General features: G+C 71.7%; 17 protein-coding genes. 8 read left to right on the top strand and 9 right to left on the bottom strand.

Going from position 1 to position 19,085, the window contains the following annotated elements; translation table 11 throughout:
- Window positions 1-40: 40 nt before the first annotated feature.
- Window positions 41-1,150, top strand: coding sequence for a hypothetical protein (locus C8E87_RS10665; RefSeq protein ID WP_133872940.1), 1,110 nt, complete (start codon window positions 41-43; stop codon window positions 1,148-1,150).
- On the opposite strand, the gene C8E87_RS10670 is transcribed toward C8E87_RS10665, so the two are convergent.
- From C8E87_RS10670 to C8E87_RS10680, 3 genes are all read right to left on the bottom strand, one after another.
- A complete protein-coding gene (locus C8E87_RS10670) occupies window positions 1,147-2,058 on the bottom strand; it encodes an SDR family NAD(P)-dependent oxidoreductase (protein ID WP_307870565.1) in 912 nt (303 codons plus the stop codon). The genes C8E87_RS10665 and C8E87_RS10670 overlap by 4 nt on opposite strands.
- Window positions 2,059-2,112: 54 nt before the next feature.
- Window positions 2,113-2,469 carry a DUF2795 domain-containing protein gene (locus C8E87_RS10675; protein ID WP_133872941.1) on the bottom strand — a complete coding sequence of 119 codons (357 nt, stop codon included), beginning with the start codon at window positions 2,467-2,469 and terminating at the stop codon, window positions 2,113-2,115.
- 270 nt (window positions 2,470-2,739) lie between these two features.
- Window positions 2,740-3,408 carry a hypothetical protein gene (locus C8E87_RS10680; RefSeq protein ID WP_133872942.1) on the bottom strand — a complete coding sequence of 223 codons (669 nt, stop codon included), beginning with the start codon at window positions 3,406-3,408 and terminating at the stop codon, window positions 2,740-2,742.
- Window positions 3,409-4,404: 996 nt separating this feature from the next.
- Here C8E87_RS10680 and C8E87_RS10685 point away from each other — a divergent pair.
- The 5 genes from C8E87_RS10685 (at window position 4,405) to C8E87_RS10705 (ending at window position 10,406) form a co-directional block, all read left to right on the top strand.
- A complete protein-coding gene (locus tag C8E87_RS10685) occupies window positions 4,405-5,739 on the top strand; it encodes an AAA family ATPase (protein WP_133872943.1) in 1,335 nt (444 codons plus the stop codon).
- Between the two features lie 4 nt (window positions 5,740-5,743).
- A complete protein-coding gene (locus C8E87_RS10690) occupies window positions 5,744-6,781 on the top strand; it encodes a beta family protein (RefSeq protein ID WP_133872944.1) in 1,038 nt (345 codons plus the stop codon).
- A 21-nt stretch (window positions 6,782-6,802) separates the two neighbouring features.
- On the top strand, window positions 6,803-7,660 hold the full coding sequence (locus C8E87_RS10695) for a bifunctional DNA primase/polymerase (protein WP_133872945.1): 858 nt from the start codon (window positions 6,803-6,805) through the stop codon (window positions 7,658-7,660).
- A 77-nt stretch (window positions 7,661-7,737) separates the two neighbouring features.
- Window positions 7,738-8,412: an SRPBCC family protein gene (locus C8E87_RS10700; RefSeq protein ID WP_133872946.1), complete on the top strand. Its 675-nt coding sequence runs from the start codon at window positions 7,738-7,740 to the stop codon at window positions 8,410-8,412.
- 227 nt (window positions 8,413-8,639) lie between these two features.
- A complete protein-coding gene (locus tag C8E87_RS10705; RefSeq protein WP_239079959.1) occupies window positions 8,640-10,406 on the top strand; it encodes a SpoIIE family protein phosphatase in 1,767 nt (588 codons plus the stop codon).
- 14 nt (window positions 10,407-10,420) lie between these two features.
- Here C8E87_RS10705 and C8E87_RS10710 read toward each other — a convergent pair whose 3' ends face one another.
- The 3 genes from C8E87_RS10710 to C8E87_RS10720 form a co-directional block, all read right to left on the bottom strand.
- Entirely contained in the window at window positions 10,421-11,863 is a 1,443-nt protein-coding gene (locus C8E87_RS10710; RefSeq protein WP_133872947.1) for a hypothetical protein, read from the bottom strand.
- Window positions 11,860-12,903 carry a hypothetical protein gene (locus C8E87_RS10715; RefSeq protein ID WP_133872948.1) on the bottom strand — a complete coding sequence of 348 codons (1,044 nt, stop codon included), beginning with the start codon at window positions 12,901-12,903 and terminating at the stop codon, window positions 11,860-11,862. The genes C8E87_RS10710 and C8E87_RS10715 overlap by 4 nt, the downstream gene beginning before the upstream one ends.
- Before the next feature lie 142 nt (window positions 12,904-13,045).
- Window positions 13,046-13,612, bottom strand: coding sequence for a hypothetical protein (locus C8E87_RS10720; protein ID WP_133872949.1), 567 nt, complete (start codon window positions 13,610-13,612; stop codon window positions 13,046-13,048).
- Between the two features lie 154 nt (window positions 13,613-13,766).
- Here C8E87_RS10720 and C8E87_RS10725 point away from each other — a divergent pair, with 154 nt between their 5' ends.
- Window positions 13,767-14,051, top strand: coding sequence for a DUF427 domain-containing protein (locus C8E87_RS10725; protein WP_133872950.1), 285 nt, complete (start codon window positions 13,767-13,769; stop codon window positions 14,049-14,051).
- A gap of 15 nt (window positions 14,052-14,066) precedes the next feature.
- Here C8E87_RS10725 and C8E87_RS10730 read toward each other — a convergent pair whose 3' ends face one another.
- A complete protein-coding gene (locus tag C8E87_RS10730; protein ID WP_239079958.1) occupies window positions 14,067-14,465 on the bottom strand; it encodes a hypothetical protein in 399 nt (132 codons plus the stop codon).
- Window positions 14,446-14,793 carry a YbaB/EbfC family nucleoid-associated protein gene (locus C8E87_RS10735; protein ID WP_133872951.1) on the bottom strand — a complete coding sequence of 116 codons (348 nt, stop codon included), beginning with the start codon at window positions 14,791-14,793 and terminating at the stop codon, window positions 14,446-14,448. The genes C8E87_RS10730 and C8E87_RS10735 overlap by 20 nt, the downstream gene beginning before the upstream one ends.
- Before the next feature lie 200 nt (window positions 14,794-14,993).
- Here C8E87_RS10735 and C8E87_RS10740 point away from each other — a divergent pair, with 200 nt between their 5' ends.
- Entirely contained in the window at window positions 14,994-16,664 is a 1,671-nt protein-coding gene (locus tag C8E87_RS10740) for a putative bifunctional diguanylate cyclase/phosphodiesterase (RefSeq protein ID WP_133872952.1), read from the top strand.
- On the opposite strand, the gene fxsT is transcribed toward C8E87_RS10740, so the two are convergent.
- The gene (gene fxsT / locus C8E87_RS10745; protein ID WP_133872953.1) at window positions 16,650-19,070 is read right to left on the bottom strand and encodes an FxSxx-COOH system tetratricopeptide repeat protein; all 2,421 of its coding nucleotides are present in this window, start codon (window positions 19,068-19,070) and stop codon (window positions 16,650-16,652) included. The genes C8E87_RS10740 and fxsT overlap by 15 nt on opposite strands.
- Window positions 19,071-19,085 lie beyond the last annotated feature (15 nt).

Genomic DNA, 19,085 nt, shown 5'->3' on the forward strand with positions numbered 1-19,085 from the left:
GCTATGGTGACCGCTGGTCACCGACGGGAGCGGGGAGAACGTGAGCGACAACGCATCGGGCAGGCCGGACCCCTCCGACCCCAGCCCCGATCCTCCGCCGGGGCAGGATCCGTGGAAGGACTACGTCGACCCGAACCCGACCCCTCCGCCGGCCGGCCCGCTCCCGGGTCATGGCGCCCCGCCGCCCGGTTACGACCAGGGCGCGCCAGGTTATGGCGCACCGCCGCCCGGTTACGGCCCTCCGCCGTACGGCGCTCCGGGTCCTGGCGTTCCCTACTACGGCGCCCCCGGTTACGGCCCGCAGCCGGGCTACAACCCGTACGGCGCCCAGCCCGCCTACGGTCTGCCCTCCGGCTACTACGCCGGCCCCGAGGACCCGCTGGTCAGCCCCGATTACGCGGGCTGGTTCCGGCGCAGCTTCACCCTGCTGGCCGCCGTCTGGCAGCCCATGACCCTGGTGCAGCTGATGTGGGCCGTGCCCCTGCTGGCGGTCGGCATCGCGTCCGCCTTGGTGCAACCCGGCACCACAGTTGTCACCGACCCCCAGACCGTCACGTTCGACGACTTCCTCGAGCCTCTCCTGGTGATCCTGCCGTTCAGCCTGGCCGCCGTCGTGATCGCCATGGTCGGCCAGCTGGCCACGCTCGACATCCTGGTGCAGCGCGCCACCGGCCGGACGCCCTCGGTGCCCGAAGCCCTCAAGAACGGGCTGCGCCGCTTCTTCCCGCTGCTCGGCTGGCAGATCCTGGCCGGGCTGACGATCCTGCTGGGCCTGGTGTTCTGCATCCTGCCCGGCATCTACTTCGCGGTCGTCCTCATGGTCCTGACGCCGATCGTCCTGCTCGAACGCGGTCAGGGCATCGGCCGGGCCTTCCAGCTGTTCCACGCCGACTTCGGCGCCGCGCTGGCCCGGGTCGTGACGGTGTTCGGCTTCTACATCGCGTTCGCCGTGGTCGAGGGCATCTTCACCGCCGCCGTCGACCCGACCGCCCGCGCGAACACGGGGGTCTCCGTGTTCCTGGCTTTCGTGTCGACCGGCTTCTCGGTGGCCGCCGGCGTGGTGATCAGCCCGATGGTCCTGACCGCGTACGCCGACATGCGCGCCCGCCGCGAGCCGTTCTCCACCGCCTACCTGGCGCCCCGGCCCTAGCTCACGCCTGAGCTCTCCCCTGGGTCGCCGTGGGCGCTGTCGGCCTCCTCGGGGTCGCGGCCCACGGCGGAGCGGCCCCCGTCGACCGGGATGATCGCCCCGTTGACGAACGACGAACGCTCCGACAGCAGAAACGCCACGGCCTCGGCCACCTCGCCGGTGCGCCCCATCCGTCCGAGCGGCTGCAGCAGCCGGATCTCGCGGTCGAACCCGTCCCGCGCGTCCGGTTCGAGGGCGGCCAGATACGCATCGGACCGCTCGGTGGCGATCGAACCAAGGGCCACAGCGTTCACCCGTACGCGATGAGGCCCGTAATCAACCGCAAGCGCACGCGTCAGCCCCTCCACCGCGGCCTTGGCCGTCGCGTAGGCAAAGGCCCCGCGGACCGCCCGCTGCGCCTGATGTGACGACACGTTCACAATCGACCCGGGCTTCCCCGAAGCGAGAAAGGCCCGAACCGCCGCCGCGCACCCCGCGAGCACAGGGTCCAGATTCCGCGAGATCAGCGCGGATGCCTCCGACGCCGGCATCCCGTGCAACCACCCGCCCGGGAAAACCGCCGCGTTGTTGACCCACCCGCGCAGCTCACCCGCCGCCTCGGCCGCCCGCGCAACGACACCGTCGTCCGAGGCATCGCCGACCACGGGCACGACCCGCCCGGCGCTCACATGCTCGGCCGCCCAGTCGAGACCCCGCTCGTCGAACTCGACAACCACCACACGGCCGCCCTCTTCGACCAGCCGCTCCACGATCGCCCGCCCGACCCCGCGGCCGCCCCCGGTAACCACATAAGAAGAAGTCACCGTACGGTCATACACCGACACCCCGGCCGGCGCCGCCCGGCCGAGCCCCGCCGCCCAACTCAGCCCCGGCCGCTGCCGCGCCTTGGACCCGCGACGGCCGGACACCAGTCCATCCCGGCCCAGCGACGCGCACCTCAGCGCGGCGACGGCCACCCGGGCTCAGCGACGGCCGAGCGCTGACCAGATCTCGGCGACGGTGTGGAACTCCTGCCCGGCCGGCAGACTGTCGATGTCGGCAAGCACGTCGTCCGGCGCGAGCAGAGTCTCGGCGCTCAAACGCAGCTTCTCCCGATCGCCCGGAAGCGCCGCCCGCCCGATGTACCGCCCGAACCGGCTGATGTCGTTGGCCTCGTCGCCGCCGAGCACGCTGCTGACCTCAGGCTCCCCCTCGGCGGAAGGCTCCGGCACCCGGTTCGCCTCGGCGCGCGCCCCACCGACGCCCTGCACGAAGCCGCGCACCTCCTGCGCCAGCTCGTCATCAACCCGGGCGCTGTGCTTGTTGCTTCCCCTGTCCATGGCCGCGACGTTCCCCCACCCCGCCGCCATAAACCGCCCGCAAGCCTCATCAACCGGCCAGGCGTACGCGGTCACACCCCACCACCCCGCGGTGACCAGGGCTCCCCGCCCGGCGCGCGAAGCCGGATTGAGATCATCCCCATCACCCAGCCGCCGGTGGCCGCGCTGCCGGAGCGACCGCCGGCGCCGACGAGCCGAACCCGACCAAGGCCGGACATGATGACGCGCACCTCCGGGAACCGGCAGGTGCGCGTCCAGGCCTGACAGAGGTCAGGGGAACTGCATGCGACGCGGGCGAGGGATCACGGGCGGGGGCAACGGGAGGTCGTCGATGTGGCTCCAGTTGAGCGAGCCGTTGTCGGTGGACTTGATCTCGCCGAGGCAGGCACGGAGCAGGCCCAGGTTGGGCGCCCCGGCGAAACCGGCGATGACCACCTCGGGCTTCGGGTCGATCTGAGCGATCGCTGCGCAGATCTTGGCCACCTCGCGCTCGTCGACGGCGTCGAGCGGCAGCGGGGACTCAGCCTGCGACCGCCGCCACGGCGGACCGAACCGGCGCAGCAGTTCCCGGGTGAGCCGCCCGAACGAGCGGCCGACCGGCGCGTCGAGCATCGAGTCGCGTGCGGACTGCCCGTAGCACCACGGCACCACCACGTGGCCGTTGATCACGACCAGTTGGTAGACCGACTTCGGAACAGTGATGATCTCGGCTCCGGGGAGCGTGCCCAGAAAGAGCACCAACTCCTCGTAGGGAAGCGGCCATCGCGGATTCGCGATCACGCGTTCCATGGTCTGGGTCATCGCAGGGTGGGCGTGAATCTCACGCTCAATCGCGGTGCTCAGGGCTTCCGGCACCCGGGTCCACAGCTCGCCGGCGACTTTGTCACCGAACTGCTCGACCACCCACTCGCTCGGACCGACCAGAACGTCTGGGCGCATTCGTTACCACCACCGTCCGTGTCGCTGGCGTTACTGCTGGCTAGAAGAGTTTCACTTCCGGTGATCGACTGGAAGAGTCCACTTTCCAAGATCGGCAAAAACGCCCGTGAATGAAATCCAGCGAAACGATCAAAAGCTAGCCACGACGATGGAGCAGCAGGTCGAGACCATGCGAAACATGCAACTTGCACGGCGAACCGCTCGTGCAAGTTGCATGCCGGTCTCGCTTTCACCCGTGCCAACAGTAAAACGGTCAGATATTTCAGGGTGGTGACCAGCAAGCAAACATCCACTCACAGTAACGATCCACAGTGCCCCGACCTGCGGCTTCCCCATCCTCAACCCCACGCAGCCGTACGTGATCCCGCCCACTCGGAGGATCAGGAGCCCCCGGAAGCCGTCTCACGACCACGTGGTCAACACCAACGCACCGATAACGCTAGTGCGCCCCCGACCAGACCGTTGTCGGATTTCCGTCAGTGCCACTCTTCCCAATGGGGATACGCACCATAGACCCGTTTCGCCGGGTCGCTGCCGCCCGTAACACCACCCGGACATCCGCCGTCCCCATCGGACACTGAGGCGACCCGAGCCGCAGGCCCCGGCGTGGTAACCCACCGAAACCAACGCGCCCGCCCCTCAACCGCCTCCACGCGTAAACTTGAAGTAATCAAATGGACACTCTGAGCACTCGCTCGGCGCCCATTCTCGATCGCTTCCGGGCCCCCGAATCCGGCCCGGAGCCGCCCCGCCGAACTCGCTTGCCACTGAGCAAATTCATTCACCCCGTCGGACCCGGCAACATCGCCCTCCCGCCGAGCGATCAAGCGCAAGCGGCCGCATAATCCGCCCGTCCCCCGACGGCTCGTGAAATGGCGAACATCCCTACCGAATATGGAAGCGCTCCCACGGATGTGAATGCCGCGGGTCACAAGGAAAAGCGCACACGGCCGATGATCAGCGAGAACTGTCGGGGGATCGCGCTACGGTGCCCCGGTGAATGCGGAACAGGTGCTGCCCCCGGCCGCCGAGGCGGGGCTCGTCGTCGAGGCCGTCCTGCGCGATCTGCGCGAGGGTGATCATCGTGGCGTCGTGGTCGACTCCCCGCCCGGCGCGGGCAAGTCGACGCTGGTCGTACGGGCCGCCGGCGAGCTGGCCGCGGCGGGCGAGCCGTTGATGATCGTGGCGCAGACCAACGAGCAGGTCGACGACCTGATCGCCCGGCTCGGGGTCCGGTCGCCCGAGATTCCCGTCGGCCGGCTCTCCGCTGTCGACTACGAGGCGAGCGAGCGGGTCCGCAACCATCCGAACTGCCGCGTCGGGGCCAAGGTGGCCGAGCTCGGCACGCCCGCGGTCACCATCGGCACGGCCGCGAAGTGGGCGACCGTGTCCGAGGGCTCGTGGCCGTGGGCGATCGTCGACGAGGCGTACCAGATGCGCTCCGACGCCCTGCTGCGTGTCGCGCCGCGATTTGTCCGCGCGTTGTTCGTGGGCGATCCTGGCCAGCTCGACCCGTTCTCGACGGTCGACGTCGAACGCTGGACGGGCCTGTCGTGGGATCCGATGCAGAGCGCCGTCGCCGTCCTGCTGCGGCACAATCCCGACCTGCCGGTTCACCGCCTGCCCGTCTCGTGGCGCCTGCCGCACACCGCCGCTCCCGTCGTCGCCGAGGCCTTCTATCCCTTCACCGGCTTCCGCTCGGGCACCGGCCCCGGCGATCGCAGCCTGGTCTTCGGGCGTCCGTCCGCCGGCAAGCTCGACGACGTGCTCGACGCCGCCGCCGCGACCGGGTGGGGCCTGCATGAGCTGCCCGCCCGCTTCACTGTCCGCACCGACGCCGAGGCGGCGGCGGCCTGTGCCGAGCTCGCCTTCCGCGCCCTGGCTCGCGAGGGCGTCACCACGTCGGAAACGGGTGGCGGTCCGTTGACCGGCGACCGTATCGCCATCGGCGCCGCCCACCGCGACCAGGCCGCGACCATTCGCTCGATGCTCCCGCCCGAGGCCAAGGGCGTCACTGTCGACACCGCCAACAGGTTGCAGGGCCGGGAGTACGACCTGACGATCGTCCTGCATCCGCTCTCCGGCCGGCAGGACGCGACAGCCTTCCACCTGGAATCCGGCCGCCTCTGCGTGCTGACCTCACGCCACCGGCACGCCTGTGTGGTGGTGGCCCGCGACGGCATCGCCGAGCTGCTCGACGCCCACCCGTCGACCGAGCCGGTCCACCTCAACGTCCCCGTGAAGTTCCCCGACGGCTGGGAGGCAAATCAGGCTATCCTCGCCTATTTACACAAGGGAGTGTCACTTACACGACACCAGCCGCTACTTTGAGTGAATGGCGGTCTTCACCACGGCGGCATCCAAGCAGGACAGTGTCTATCGCCCCATCCTGCGTCCACGCCGCGGCGAGCTGGCGGCACTCACCCATCTGACGGCGAGCGAGGCCGTACGGGTCCTGCCGATCTTCGAGCTCGACCACTCCTCGGGGATCCTTCCGCTGATTCGTGAGCTGCCACCGCGTACGGGTGTTCTGGCGGTTGACTTCGGCGAGGTCCCCGATCCCGCCGACCCCCTCGAGGCGCCCTCGCTCGACCTGGCCGAGGAACTCGCCGACCTGGGCGTGGCCATGCTGCCCGTGCTTCGCGCGCACGAGAGCCGCCGCCGCCTGGCCGCCCACGGCCTCGCCGCACGCATGCACCTGCGCCGCGCCCTCCTACGGCTCCAGCCGCACGTCGACGCCGCCAATCCCGGGCAGGCCAACGCGCTCGCCGAACGGCTGCTGAGGGCCTCCGGGCTCGAGACGGAAGAGGTCGACCTGCTGATCGACCTGGCCGAGACGCCCTGCGTGACCCACGCGGCCCGCTTCCAGGAACAGCTTCACCGCATTCTGCGCTGGGCCCGGAGCCGGCCCTGGCGCTCGATCAGCGTGGCCTCCGGCGCCATGCCACCCAACCTCGACGAGCTCCCGACCGACGTTCCGGTCACCATCGACCGGCACGACGCGCGCGTCTGGGCGCGGATCGGCGAGCCGGGCATCGGCTATGCGGATTACGGAGTCACTTCCCCCGTACGCCGTCGCGGCGTCCAGCGGCACCGCCAGCTCCCGACCCTGCGCTACACCGACGAGCACAACTGGTGGATCTATCGCTGGTCGCGCCGGGGCGGCCGCAGCGACGACCGCTGTCACGACCTGTGCCGCACGCTGGTCTCCTCGTCGCACTGGCCGGCCGCCGGCGCTCGCTTCTCGTGGGGGGACGCCGAACTCGCCCGCCGGGCCCGCATCGCCCACGGCGGCGGCAGCCCGGCCGGCTGGATGTCGTGGAGCACCTCCCACCACATCGCGCATGTGCTGCACACCCTCAAGATCGAGTAAAACTGTCGTACTCTTGTTCTAATGTCGCTGACAGCCGCATTGGCCTACGCCCGGCACGGCATCCCCGTCCTGCCGGTGCATGCGCCTGACCCCCGCGGCGGCTGCACCTGCGACAGAGGAGTCTCGTGCGAGCGTCCCGGCAAGCATCCCCACCTGCGGCACGGCCTGCACGAGGCCAGCACCGACCCGCGCCTGATCGACCTGTGGTGGTCACGCTGGCCCGACGCCAACGTGGGCCTGCGCACCGGCGTGACGATGGACGTCGCCGATGTCGACTCGGCCGAGGGCTGGCACGGCCTCTGTCATCTGCTCGGCGGCGACCTGCCGGCCGGCCCCCGCGTACGCACCGGTGGCGGCGGCTGGCATTTCTGGTTCAGCCCGATGGGCTACGGCAATCGTGTCCGCCTGCTGCCGGGCCTCGACTGGCGTGGCGTCGGGGGCTATGTGGTGGCTCCGCCGTCGCGCCACGCCTCCGGCGGCGAGTACCGCTGGGTGCACCGCCCGAGCGAGCCGTTGCCCGACGGGCCGGCGGCTCTGCGCGCCCTGATCGAGGGGCCGCCGCCGCTTGCGGGCCACCGCCCGATCGCGCATCCGGCGCGGTATGCGCGGGCAGCCCTGGCCGCCGAGGCCGACCGGGTTGCCCGCGCTCCGGTGGGCAGCCGCAACGACACGTTGAACCGCGCGGCGTACGCGATGGGCCGTTTCATCGGCGCCGGGCTGCTCGACCTGACCGAGACGGTGCGCGAACTCGAGGAGGCCGCCCGCTTCGCCGGGCTGGGCCGGGCCGAGATCCGGGGCACGCTGCGCTCGGGCCTGACAGCCGGTCGCCGCGCGCCGTTCGACGGCGGGGCAAGAGGCGCGACCCGACACGTGGCGTAAAAGCACTCTTGCCCCAAAGATGGGTTCATGACCGAGTGGACCGACAAAAGTGTTACGCGCGCGGCCGGGGTCGGGGCATGACCCAGGCGCGGCATCTGAAGCCCTACGACGTCGAGATCTCCGTGGCGGCGGGACGGGACGAGGTCTGGGAGTCCGTCACGCAGCCGGCCGTGCTGCGCCAGTGGTTCGGCTGGGACTACGACGGGCTCGACGCCGAGATCAAACAGATCTTTCTGGACGAGGCGACCCTGTGGGCGCCGGAGAGGATGGGCTGGGCCGACGGCTCCTATCTGGAGGTCACCGGCGACGACGACTCGGCTCGGGTGCGGGTGACCCGCGAGGGCACCATGCCGGGCAGGCCCGAGGTGTACGACGCGATCGAGGAGGGCTGGCGGGCGTTCCTGATCCAGTTGCGCTACTTGCTCGACGAGCGGCCGACCGGCCGGCGGCGCACGCTCTACCTGACCGGCGAGACAACCGGCCGCCAGGTGCTGACGCTCGCACCCGGCGAGTGGGAACGTTTCGGCCCGCGGGTGGCCTGGACGGTCGACGCCGACGGCCACCTGATCGTCGCCGCCGCCCGCAATCACCTGGACGCCCCCGAGGCGACCCACGTCGAAGTGACGATCTCGCTGTTCGGCGCCGACGACTCCACCTTCGAGGCCGCCCGCGAAGCCTGGTCCAAACGCTGGTTCCCCTTGGCCGCCGGCGCCCTCGTCACCACAGCCACCGACCCCGCCCCCGGCCCCTGACCTACCGGCGGCAACGGCCGGCGGCACGACACGGTCCACGAGGCAGGCAGCTACGGCGGCGGCAGACACGGTCCACGAGGCAGGCGGCTACGGCGACGGCAAGCGCTGGGGCGGGGTGTCTTGGCAGGGGGTGCGTTTGCGGTCGTTCGGGGGTCGTGGCGGCAACGAGCGAACCGGTAGCCTGACCCCCTCTGACCTGCCGGGGAGCGACTTTGCCACGGGGTGACTTGGCTTCAGAAGCGCGCAAGGGCGCTCTCGGCGATCCCGCGCGCCTGCGTTCGGTGGCTCGGCTCAAGGTGGGGTCGCGGCCCGACCCGGCGTTCGACCGCATCGCCGTGATTGTTGAGCGGCTGGTCGAGGTGCGGGCCGCGCTGGTCACCGTGGTCGGCGAGGATCGGCAGCATCTGCCGGGGCAGGTCGGGCTGCCCGAGCCGCTCGCGTCGCAGCGGGAGATGCCGCTCACCCACTCGCTCAGCCGGCACGTGGTCGAGTCCGGCAGCATGATCGTCGTGCCGGACGTGCGGGAGGATCCGCGCATGCGCGACAACCCGGCCGTCGCCGAGCTGGGGGCGGTCGCGTTCGCGGGGGTGCCGCTGGCCGACTCCGACGGACACGTTCTCGGCACGCTCGCCGTCATGGACTCCGAACCCCGCGTCTGGACCAGGAGCGAGATCGAGCTGCTCATCGAGCTCGGCGAGGTCTGCGGCTCCGAGCTGCGGCTGCGCATCGCCCGCGAGATAGCCGACGAGGCCCGCCGCGCCGCCGAGTCCGCCCACGGTCAGCTCACCCTGCTCAGCGAGCTGACCGACACGCTCGCCACCACGATGGACCTCGACGTGGCCCTCAACCGGCTCGGCGGCCTGGTGGCGGGCCGTCTCGCCGACTGGTGCCTGATCGTGCTGGCCGGCCAGGGCGGCACGGTCCGCCACCTGTCGGCCGCCCACCGCGACCCGGCACAAGCAGCGACCCTGCGACATCTGGTCGCCCGGTTCGACGCCAAGCCGCTGCTCCGGGGGACACAGCAGGCCGGTCGCCCGGTCCGCTGGGACGAGGCGGCCGTCGCCCAGTTGCGCGACGGTCTGACGGCCGAGGCCGCCGAGCGGCTGGGCTGTTCCTCGTGCCTCGTCGTTCCGATCACGTCACCGGTCCCGCCTCGCGTGCAGGGCGCGGTGCTGCTGGTCAACGGGCCCGCCCGGCCCTCCTTCACCGACGCCGAGGAGGCGACCGCGGCCGAGGTGGGTCACCGCGCCGGCCTGGCCGTCGACAACACCCGCGTGTACGACCGCCATCGCCACGTCGCCGAGGTGCTGCAGCACAGCATGCTTCCCGAACTGCCCCAGGTGGACGGTGTCCAGCTGTTCGGCCGTTACCTCCCGGCCCAGGACGGCGCGTCGGTCGGCGGCGACTGGTATGACGCCTTCGCGCAGCCCGACGGGAGCCTCATGCTGGCCGTCGGGGACGTCGCCGGCCACGACATCGAGGCCGCCGCGACGATGGGTCAGGTCCGCAACCTCGTACGGGGTAACGCCTACGGCCGTGACGACAGCCCGGGCCCACTGCTGGCCCAGCTCGACCGCGCGCTGCACGGCCTGCACGTGCCGGCCGCCGCCACCGCCGTCCTGGCCCGTCTGCGCCGCGACGGCGACGACTACCTGATCTCGTTCGCGAACGCCGGCCACCCGCCACCGGTCCTGCTGCGCCCCGACGGCGAGGTCGACGTGTGGTGGGAGTCGCCGGAGCCGCTGCTCGGGCTGCTCCCCCGCGAGCAGCGCACCACCTGTCACCGCCGCGTCCGCTGCGGCAGCACGCTGCTGCTCTACACCGACGGCCTGGTCGAACACCCGGCCCGGCTGATCGACGACGGAATAGCCCGCATCCGCTCCGTCCTGCGCGGCCACCCCGGCCTCTCCCCCGGCGAGCTGTGCGACCGCCTGATCGCCTCGGCCCCTCGCCGAGCCGACGACATAGCTCTCCTGATCGTCGCCCTGCGCTGAGCAAACCCGGTGCGTCAACCGGGCAGGGCAGGGGAAGCAGGACCAGACGGATCAGGGGGGCCAGCAGGCGGCCCGCCGTGGGTCCACGGGGTGTCGGCGGGGTCGGGGAAAGCCGCGCCCGGGCGGTACGCCTCGCTCAACGTGGTCAGCAGCAGCTGTTCGCCAACCACGGGCACACTTCCCGGCTCGGCCACCAGCTTGCGGCCCATCCCGCCCGAGAGCTCCAGCAGCACGTCGAAACCAGTGGAGGTCGGCGTGACCGAGATGACCTTCGCCTTTTGCGTCGGACGGGCCGGTGACGTGAGCGTGGTGCCGGGCTCCACCCGTACGGGCTCGGTCGTTGCCACCATGATGCGGGGGCGCAGCACCGGCCGTTTGCCCGTGTCGTCGATCCGGTCGGCCTTGGCCAGGGTCACCACCCCGCCGAACGCCGCCCCGGCCAGCCGGTGCTCGGCCAGGACCAACGGGTCGTCGAAGGCCCGCTGCACCGCATAGCGCGCCGCCGCGTTCTCGAGCCGCTGAAGCCGGGCCGCCGCGGCCACCGCGCCGTCCCTGCGGGGCTGGGGTGTGCCGTCCTCCTCCAGGTGGGTGACGAAGGCCGAGTACACGTCCCGATCGCTGTCCCATCGCGACCGCACCCGCGCGCCCTCGGGCAGCGAGCGCAGCAGGGCGATCGACTGCCACATCCGCTCCCAGGTCGGCGTCAGCAGGTCACGCAGCGCTCCGGTCAGCTCCGGGGAGGACTCGGCGATCAGCGGCGCAAGCACCTTGTTGTCGAACTCGGGGTCGGTGGCCGGCCCGGCGACCGGTCCCTGCTCGGCTTCCCGGGCGGCCTCGGCCCCCTCGGTGATCCAGGCGAACAGCGATCCGAAGTGCGCGTCCTCGGCCGAGCTCTGCCCCGTCGCCCAGTGCAACCCCAGGGCCTGTACGGCGTTGGGCAGCATCGCCGAGCCGGGCACCTCGGCCGACGACGCCAGGAACGTGAGCCACTGCCCGAGCAGCGGAACGGCCGGGGGCACCGGGTGGTCGCCATCCGTACGCCGGAAGCGGGTGGAACGGCCGAGCAGCCGCAGGAAGTCGACGCCGGCGGGGTTGGGCACCCACACCTGCGGCGCGTCGAGGTACCTGTGCCGCACGTCGCGTCCCCGGTCGACCGGCACGGCCTCGGTCCCGCCTTCGCCGAACGACGCCAGGTAGGGCACGACCGCATCGGCCAGTTCGGCGGCGAAGGCGAACCGTTCGTCCCGGTTGCGGGGCTGGCTCACCACGAGCAGCCGGGGTTCGGCGACGTCGGCGCCGAGCATCGCGGCCAGCGGCGCGTTGGCCTCACCCGCCGTCGCGAGGGGGATGAGCACCAGCGGGCGGTCGTGGACGTGCAGGTGACGTACGGTGGCGATGGGCTGGGCCAGGCCGGTGGTGAACGCCTCGGCCCGGGCTAGCGCGACAAGGGTGCTCACGGGCCCCCCGGACGAGACAGAGCCTCGTCCCGCAGTCGCCGGGCGGCGCGCAGCAGGGCCGCGGCCTCTTCCTGTCCGGGTGTGGGCGACGCTGCCCCAGAGGCCAGCGCGAGCACTTCGCCGATCGTCTCGATGCCGCCCAGGGCGTCGCGGACGGGCCGTCCCAGCACGGCCGTGCGGCCCGTCGACTCGTGACGGCAGTAGACCGACAGCTCGCAGGCGGAAAGGCATTCCGGGGCGTATCGCGCCTCGACCGCGGTGAGGGCGTCGATCAGCTCCGAGGCGGGCAGGGCGAGGTCGAAGGAGACCGTGGCGGGCAACGATTCCACCAGGTCGGCGACGGAGGCCAGGCGGGACAGCTGCCGCCGCAGCGTCGACAGCTGTTTGCGGACGTCGAGCACGACCGCGACGGGCTGCAGCGAGAAGTTCTCGGGGCACACCAGCACCACCTCGTGGCTGACCGCGTCGTCGCCGAGGAGCCGGCGCAGCGCCAGCACGTACACGGCAGCCTGCACCGCCGCGGCCGACACTGCCGTCCCGTCGGCCTGCCCGTCGACGATCGCGAACGACTTGATCTCGACCACCTGCAGTTGCGAGCCGGTGCGGTGGGCGATCAGGTCGGGTTCGAGGAACACGGTCTGCCCGGCGACCTCGAGGGTCAGCAGCGGGTGGTCGATCAGCCCTTCCGAGCCGTCCCTCAGCAGCGCGCGGGTGCGGGTGTGCCGGGCCGGGAGCGTGTCGTCCTCGTCGGCTCCAAGATCTTCATAGCTTCCCACGTACGCCCCGAGGGTCGCCCTCAGCAGCGCACAGTCGTCGGCCTTGAGCATCGCCTCGAACGCGTTGCCGCGGGCCAGCGCGAACCGGGACTGCCCGAAACGCCCCGGGAACCCGATCCGCTCGGCCAGCCGCACCTTGTCGACACCGGCCGCGTCCAGCACGGCCCGCCGGCTGCAGCCCGGGTTGCCGGTGAGGGCAGCGACCGTCCGCGCGTTGTGCCGCTTGCCCGGCACGGAGCCGCGCAGCCGCTCGATCCGGTTCACGCCACACCCCCGCACGCGGAGCCGCGCAGCCGATCGATCCGGTTCACGCCACACCCCCGCACGCGGAACCGCGCAAGCCGCTCGATCCGGTTCACGCGAACGCCTCCGGACCCAGAGCCGAGCGCAGCGAAGCGCGACCGATTCACGCCGGACCCCGCTGGTGGGGCACGTGCGGCAGACCGAAGAGCTGCTGCGACCGCGGCAGCGTGGCCGCCCGGGCAAGTGCCGCGGCCCGCGCCGGCTCTTCGGCCGCGACCGCGGAGACCAGTTCCGGCGAGGTCAGGGCCGCCCGCGCCGCCTCCGCGAGGTCAGAAGCCTCGACCCCGTGCGGCACGTCCTCGGCCAGTGCCCGCAGCAACCGGTGCGCCGCGAGGCCCGCGCCGGGCCGCATCGCCACGAACCCGGCCACCCGGATCACCATGGCGAGCGCATCGGCGCGGCGGCCGGCCGGCGTGACGATCCGGCGCTCGAGCGGCCAGTCGGCGAGCGCGACGAGACCCCGTACGGGGAAAAGGTCTTGATCAAGGGCCGGGCAGAGCCCGCTCGACCGGTCACGCAGCAGGGCGGCCAGGCCCGGCACCGAGAGGTCGCCGTCGAACAGGGCCGCGTGCACGTCGGCCACGAGCCGGGGCGCGGCGGGCGCACCGAGCAGCAGCAACGCGTGTCGTGCCTGCTCAGCGGTGGTGGGTAGCGTGCTCAGACCGGTCACCGGCCGCTCTCCCTGGGGGTTCGGAAGGTCGCAGTTGACTCTAGATCTTCTTACATTACGTCGGCAATGTTGGGACGAGTCGCAACTTTCACTCCCGATAGCGATTAACACTCGCATATCGGACGACCGACGTCCCGCGCGCTACGTTCGGACTATGCCGAAGGCCATCTGGAACGACGAAGTGATCGCCGAGAGCGACGACACCGTGGTTGTCGAGGGAAGAATCTACTTCCCGCGCGAGTCGCTGCGCGAGGACGTGCTGGCCCCCTCCGACACCCACACGGTCTGCCCGTGGAAGGGCAAGGCCTCGTATTACACCCTGACCTCGAACGGGCACACCACCCCCGACGCCGTCTGGTTCTATCCCGAGCCGAAACCGGACGCCGGAGTGGTGCGCGATCGCGTCGCGTTCTGGAAGGACGTGCAGCTGGAGGACTGATCGTCAGGGGGCCTGTCACGCGATCCGCGGGTGGGCCTCCTCGATCGAGGACACCTCGAGATAGTCCAGCATGTCCTGCTGCTCGGCGACGTCGAGCGCCCCGAACGCCTCGTAGGCGGCCGCCCGCGAGTGCTCCGTCTCGGCCGCGAGCAGGGCGATGATCCCCGACCAGGCGAGCGAGACCCGGTCGAACAGGCGGGCCCGCCGCAGCGAGGTCAGCCGGGTCAACATGGCCACCTTGGTCGCCGCGTCGTTGTCGAGGGCGATCCGGTCCGACAGTTCGAAAAGCGCCTTTCCCCGGTACGGGTGCTCGGCCTCGACCATGCGGGCCAGCTCGGCGTTGGACATCCGGTCGACCGCCGGGGCGGGACCGCGGCGCGGCAGCGCGGGGAAGTCAGCGGGCACGGCTGTCACGCCCGCTCTCGAACCCGTTGCCGGGCACCTGGTGCGGCAGGGTCGGCGTGTTCTGGAACGAGGGGAACGGCGGCGCGGCCGGCATGACCGGCGACGGCGGCTCCTCCTGCGCCTCGGCGACCTGCTCGGCCAGGGCCGCCTGGGCCCGGCGCATGATCCGCAGGATCTCGGCCGACAGGGCCTCCCCGCTGAGCAGCTGCACGCGGTCGTCGAGTCGCAGATCGGTCACCACACCGCCGCCGCCGACGGTCACGGTGACCACGCCGTCGTCGTCGGTCGCGGACGCACTCAGCGACGCAAGTCGATCCTCGAGATTTCCACTCGGCACTACTTCGTCCTCCGTTGCCGGCCTTTGTGCTCTGGCGTCCTATGAGATCACGGTCGGGCCGGGGCCTGCCGGACACCCCGTCGCTGCGCCCACGGGTCACCCGACCTGACGACCACCGTAACGGCCGCGCAACACATGACCGCCGAGGAAAAGTCTCAAGACCACCGAACCCCGGCCGATCGAACGCGACGGAGGTGCTCATGGCGCACATCGGCAGGGCCACGGACCGCGTACGGCGCGGCGTCGACGTCGACGTCGCCATGGTCTGCGCGTCGCTGATCGTGCTGATCGAACCGCTGGTGAGCCGGGACGACGGCCTGCCCGTCGGGGTGCTCGCACTCGGCATCGTCGCGGTGGCGACCGCTGTCGTGCTCAAGGCGGCCGGCCGCCGGCCGCTCGTGCGGTACGTCCCCGTCACGGCGGCCCTGATCCTGGCGGCGGTGCGCGGACCCGACCCGGCCTGGCTGACCGTGCTCCTGGCCGGCACCATCCTGCTCCGGCAGTTCCTCGGCTCGCACACCCATCAGGGGCTGATGCGCGACCTGAACCGGCAGCGCGCGATCCTGGCCAGGCAGGCGTTCCGCGACCCGCTCACCGGCCTCGGCAACCGGACGATGTTCATGAATCACGCCAAGGACGCGCTCGACGACGCCGACGACACCATGACCGCCGTCATCCTGTTCGACCTCGACGGCTTCAAGGACATCAACGAAACGTACGGGCACGCGGCCGGCGACGAACTCCTCAAGATCACGGCCGAGCGGCTGAACGCGAACGTGCGCTCCAACGACACGGTGTCCCGGCTCGGCGGCGACGAGTTCGTCGTGCTGCTCCCCCGGCTCTCCGACGACCAGATCGCCGACACGGTGGCGTCGCGGATCCTGCACGACCTGCGGGAGCCGTTCGCCGTCGACGACCTGCTGCTCTCGGCCCGCGCCAGCGCCGGCATCTCGATCGCCCGCGGCGCCGAGCAGGACGTGGACTCGCTGCTGCGCGAGGCCGCCGAGGCGCTCCACCACGCCAAGGACGACGGCAAGGGGGTCGTGCGCCGGTTCGACCCGCTCCGCTTCGCCGAGGCCGCACAGCGCCGCCGCGACGAGCACGACCTGCGCCGCGCGCTCGCCGAGTGCCAGTTCGAGGTGCACTACCAGCCGATCGTCGACCTCAACGGCCAGCACACGGTGGGCGTGGAGGCCCTGGTGCGCTGGCGTCACCCCGTACGGGGTCTGCTCGCCCCCGGCGATTTCATCGACCTGACGGAATCGCTCGGCCTCATGGACAACCTCGGCCTCTGGGTGCTGCGCGAGGCATGCGTGCAGGCCGTGCAGTGGCAGCGCGCGCATCCCGGGTTCAAGCTCAACGTCAACCTGTCGGCCACCCAGCTGGCCAGTCCCGAGCTGACCGACGAGATCCGTACGGTCCTCGCCGACACCGGCATGCCCGCCGACCTGCTGGTGCTCGAGCTGACCGAGTCGGCCGCGCTGACCGACCTGACCGAGTCGGCCCGGGTGCTCGACTCGCTCAAGACACTCGGCGTCCGCATCGCGCTCGACGACTTCGGCACCGGTTTCTCGTCGCTGAGCCACCTGGGCGCGCTGCCGGTCGACGTGGTGAAGATCGACAAGTCGTTCGTGCAGGCCATGCAGGAGTCGACGGCGAACGGCTCGGTGGCCGAGGCGGTGCTGCACATCGCCCGCACGTTCAACCTGTCGCCGGTCGCCGAGGGCGTCGAGGACGAGGTGCAGGCGGCCATGCTGCGCGACCTCGCCTGCACCCAGGCCCAGGGCTACCACTTCGCCAAGCCGATGCCGGCCGCCGAGCTGACCGGGCTGCTCGACCGGCAGACCACGATCGTGCTAGAGCGGCGGTAGGTCGAGGTCGGTCTCGAGCCGATCGCCCAGGGCCACTCGCGCCGGCACGGGGTGTTCCTCCCCGTACGCCTTCAGCAACGCCGCCAGCACCTGATGGCGGGCCTCGTCGTCACCGCCCGCCAGCACCGCGTTCCAGGCGCAGGCCAGCGTGTCGGGGTGCTCGGGGCCACGGATCAGGCGGGAGCGTTGCCACGTGTCGACGGCCAGCTGCTGCCCCTGCTGCCGCTCACCCAGCCCGAACAGGTCGCTCGCGTACCCGTTGGCGCAGCTCATCGTGAACGGGTGGTCGGGGCCGACGCTGCGCCGCAAACCGCTGAGCGCCTCCTCGTCGATGCGGCGCGCCTCGGCGTACCGGCCGGTCGCCCGGATCACCCCGGCCAGCGCGGCCGCGGCGGCGAGCGTGAACGGGTGGTCGTCGCCGAGCACCGAGTGGTACCTGACCACCGCGCGTTCGAGCAGCTGGTGGGCCCGGTCGAAGTCCTCGGCCTCCCGTACGGCGTTGGCCAGCGAGACGACCGCGGCCAGCGACTCGACGTGCACCTCGCCGAAGCGCCGCCGGCTCAGCTCGACCACCGACTCGGCCAGCGGCACGGCCGACGGCAGCCCGCGCCGGCGCGCCGCCATCGCCGCGAACCGGGCCGCCCACAACGCGAAGGGATGATCCTGCTCGACCGTGCCGGGCCGCACCACGGCGATCTCGGCCGCGGCCGCGTAGTCACCGAGTCCGAACAGGTCGAACGCGAGCTCGGCCCGCGACGACAGGATCTCGGGATGCCCGTCGGCAAAGATCGCCTGGCGGTGGCGCAGGGTCTGCTCGTCGAGCGTGCGGGCGCCCCGGAAGTCGCCGAGCAGCCGCAGGTCGGCCGCGAGGTTGTTGGCGCAGCGCAGCGCGGTCGGGAAGCTCTCGCCGAACAGGCGGCGATACCGCACCAGGTTGTCGGCGTCGAGCTGGCGGGCCTGGCCGAAGTGGCCCCGGATGCGCAGGTCGGCGCCGACGCTGTTGGCCGTGGCCAGGGTCGTCTCGTCGTCGCCGCCCAGGACCTCGCGCTGGGCCCGCAGAGTCTGCGCGTTGAGCGTGCGGGCCTCGGCCGTGCGGCCCACCGCCCGCAACGCGTTGCCGAGGTGGAAGGCGGCCAGCAGGGTCTGCGTGTCGGTCTCGCCCAGCAGCTCGCGCCAGCGCGTCACGGCGGCCGAGGCGAGGTCGCGGCTGGAGTCGTAGTCGCCGCGGGCGAAGTGGTAGCGCACGCAGTTGACGACCAGCTGGCGGACCTCCTCGGCGTCCGCGCCCAGCACGTCGGAGTGGATCAGATGCGGGGTCAGCTCGGCGTAGCGCGAGCGGGTGGCCGGGTCGTCCGGGTCGCCGGGGTCGGACGCGGCCAGCATGGCCCGTACGGTGGCGAGCAGGGTCGCGTGCCGTTCCGAGCTGAGCTCCTGGCCCAGCATGCCGCGCACCAGCGGGTGCACGAGCAGGTGCTCGCCGGGCGGGTCGAGCTCGGCCAGCCCGTACCGTCCGATCAGGCGCAACGCCGCCTTGAGCCGCCGCTCGACGCGTACGGCCGGGGCCAGCTCGGGCGAGAGCGGCAGCGTGCGCGCACCCCAGAGCAGGCGCCACGAGATCGGCGCGCTGCTCAGGAAGGAACACAGTTCCAGCAGCTCGTACGCGGCCGGCGAAACAGCCCTCAGCTCGTCGGCGGCCAGGCCCCAAGCCACCCGTACGGGGGTGGGAAAGGCCAGCTCGGCCGCGCGGGTGTCGTAGCGGGCGAGGTAGTCGTCGACCGAGCGCCCGGTGGCAGCCCGTACGGCGGCGGCCAGCTCGAGGGCCATCGGCACGTCACCCAGCCGCTCCGCCAGGCGCCCGGCCGCGTCGACGCCCAGCTCAGGGGCGCGGCGGCGGAGCAGGTCGACGCTGTCGGCCCGGTCGAACACGCCGACCTGCACGGCCTGGGCCACCTCGTCCGACCAACGCGGGTTGCGGCTGGTGACCAGCACATGACCAGCCCCGCTGGGCAGGTAGGGGTTGATGTCCTCGGGGCGGTTGGCGTCCTCGAAGACGATCAGCCAGTTGCGGTACGGCTCGCCCCGGCTCAGCGCGTCCCGCACCGCGGCCAGCGTACGGTTGATGTCGCCGGATTCGGGCAGCCCGAGCCGGTGGGCCAGCCCGATCAGCGCGCCGCGGGTGCCGGCGGCCTGTTCGGACGGGATCCACCAGACGAGGTCGTAGGTCTCGGCGTAGCGGTGCGCGTATTCCGTGGCCAGCTGGGTACGCCCGGTGCCACCGAGGGGGTTGTCCTCGCTGGGCAGCAGCACCACCGGGCCGGTGCCCAGACGGGTCCGGAGCCTGCTCAGCAGGTCTTCGCGACCGACGAAACGGGGATTGCGCGGCGGCAGACCGCCCACGACCGGCACGCCACGCTCCTCACG

This window comes from Paractinoplanes brasiliensis (genome assembly GCF_004362215.1).
GTDB lineage: Bacteria > Actinomycetota > Actinomycetes > Mycobacteriales > Micromonosporaceae > Actinoplanes > Actinoplanes brasiliensis.

Bases quoted from the DNA above. Each gene is read 5' to 3' on its own strand.
- C8E87_RS10675 (WP_133872941.1), bottom strand. From the start codon at position 2,469: ATGGACAGGGGAAGCAACAAGCACAGCGCCCGGGTTGATGACGAGCTG.
- C8E87_RS10680 (WP_133872942.1), bottom strand. From the start codon at position 3,408: ATGCGCCCAGACGTTCTGGTCGGTCCGAGCGAGTGGGTGGTCGAGCAG.
- C8E87_RS10690 (WP_133872944.1), top strand. From the start codon at position 5,744: ATGGCGGTCTTCACCACGGCGGCATCCAAGCAGGACAGTGTCTATCGC.
- C8E87_RS10695 (WP_133872945.1), top strand. From the start codon at position 6,803: ATGTCGCTGACAGCCGCATTGGCCTACGCCCGGCACGGCATCCCCGTC.
- C8E87_RS10700 (WP_133872946.1), top strand. From the start codon at position 7,738: ATGACCCAGGCGCGGCATCTGAAGCCCTACGACGTCGAGATCTCCGTG.
- C8E87_RS10725 (WP_133872950.1), top strand. From the start codon at position 13,767: ATGCCGAAGGCCATCTGGAACGACGAAGTGATCGCCGAGAGCGACGAC.
- C8E87_RS10740 (WP_133872952.1), top strand. From the start codon at position 14,994: ATGGCGCACATCGGCAGGGCCACGGACCGCGTACGGCGCGGCGTCGAC.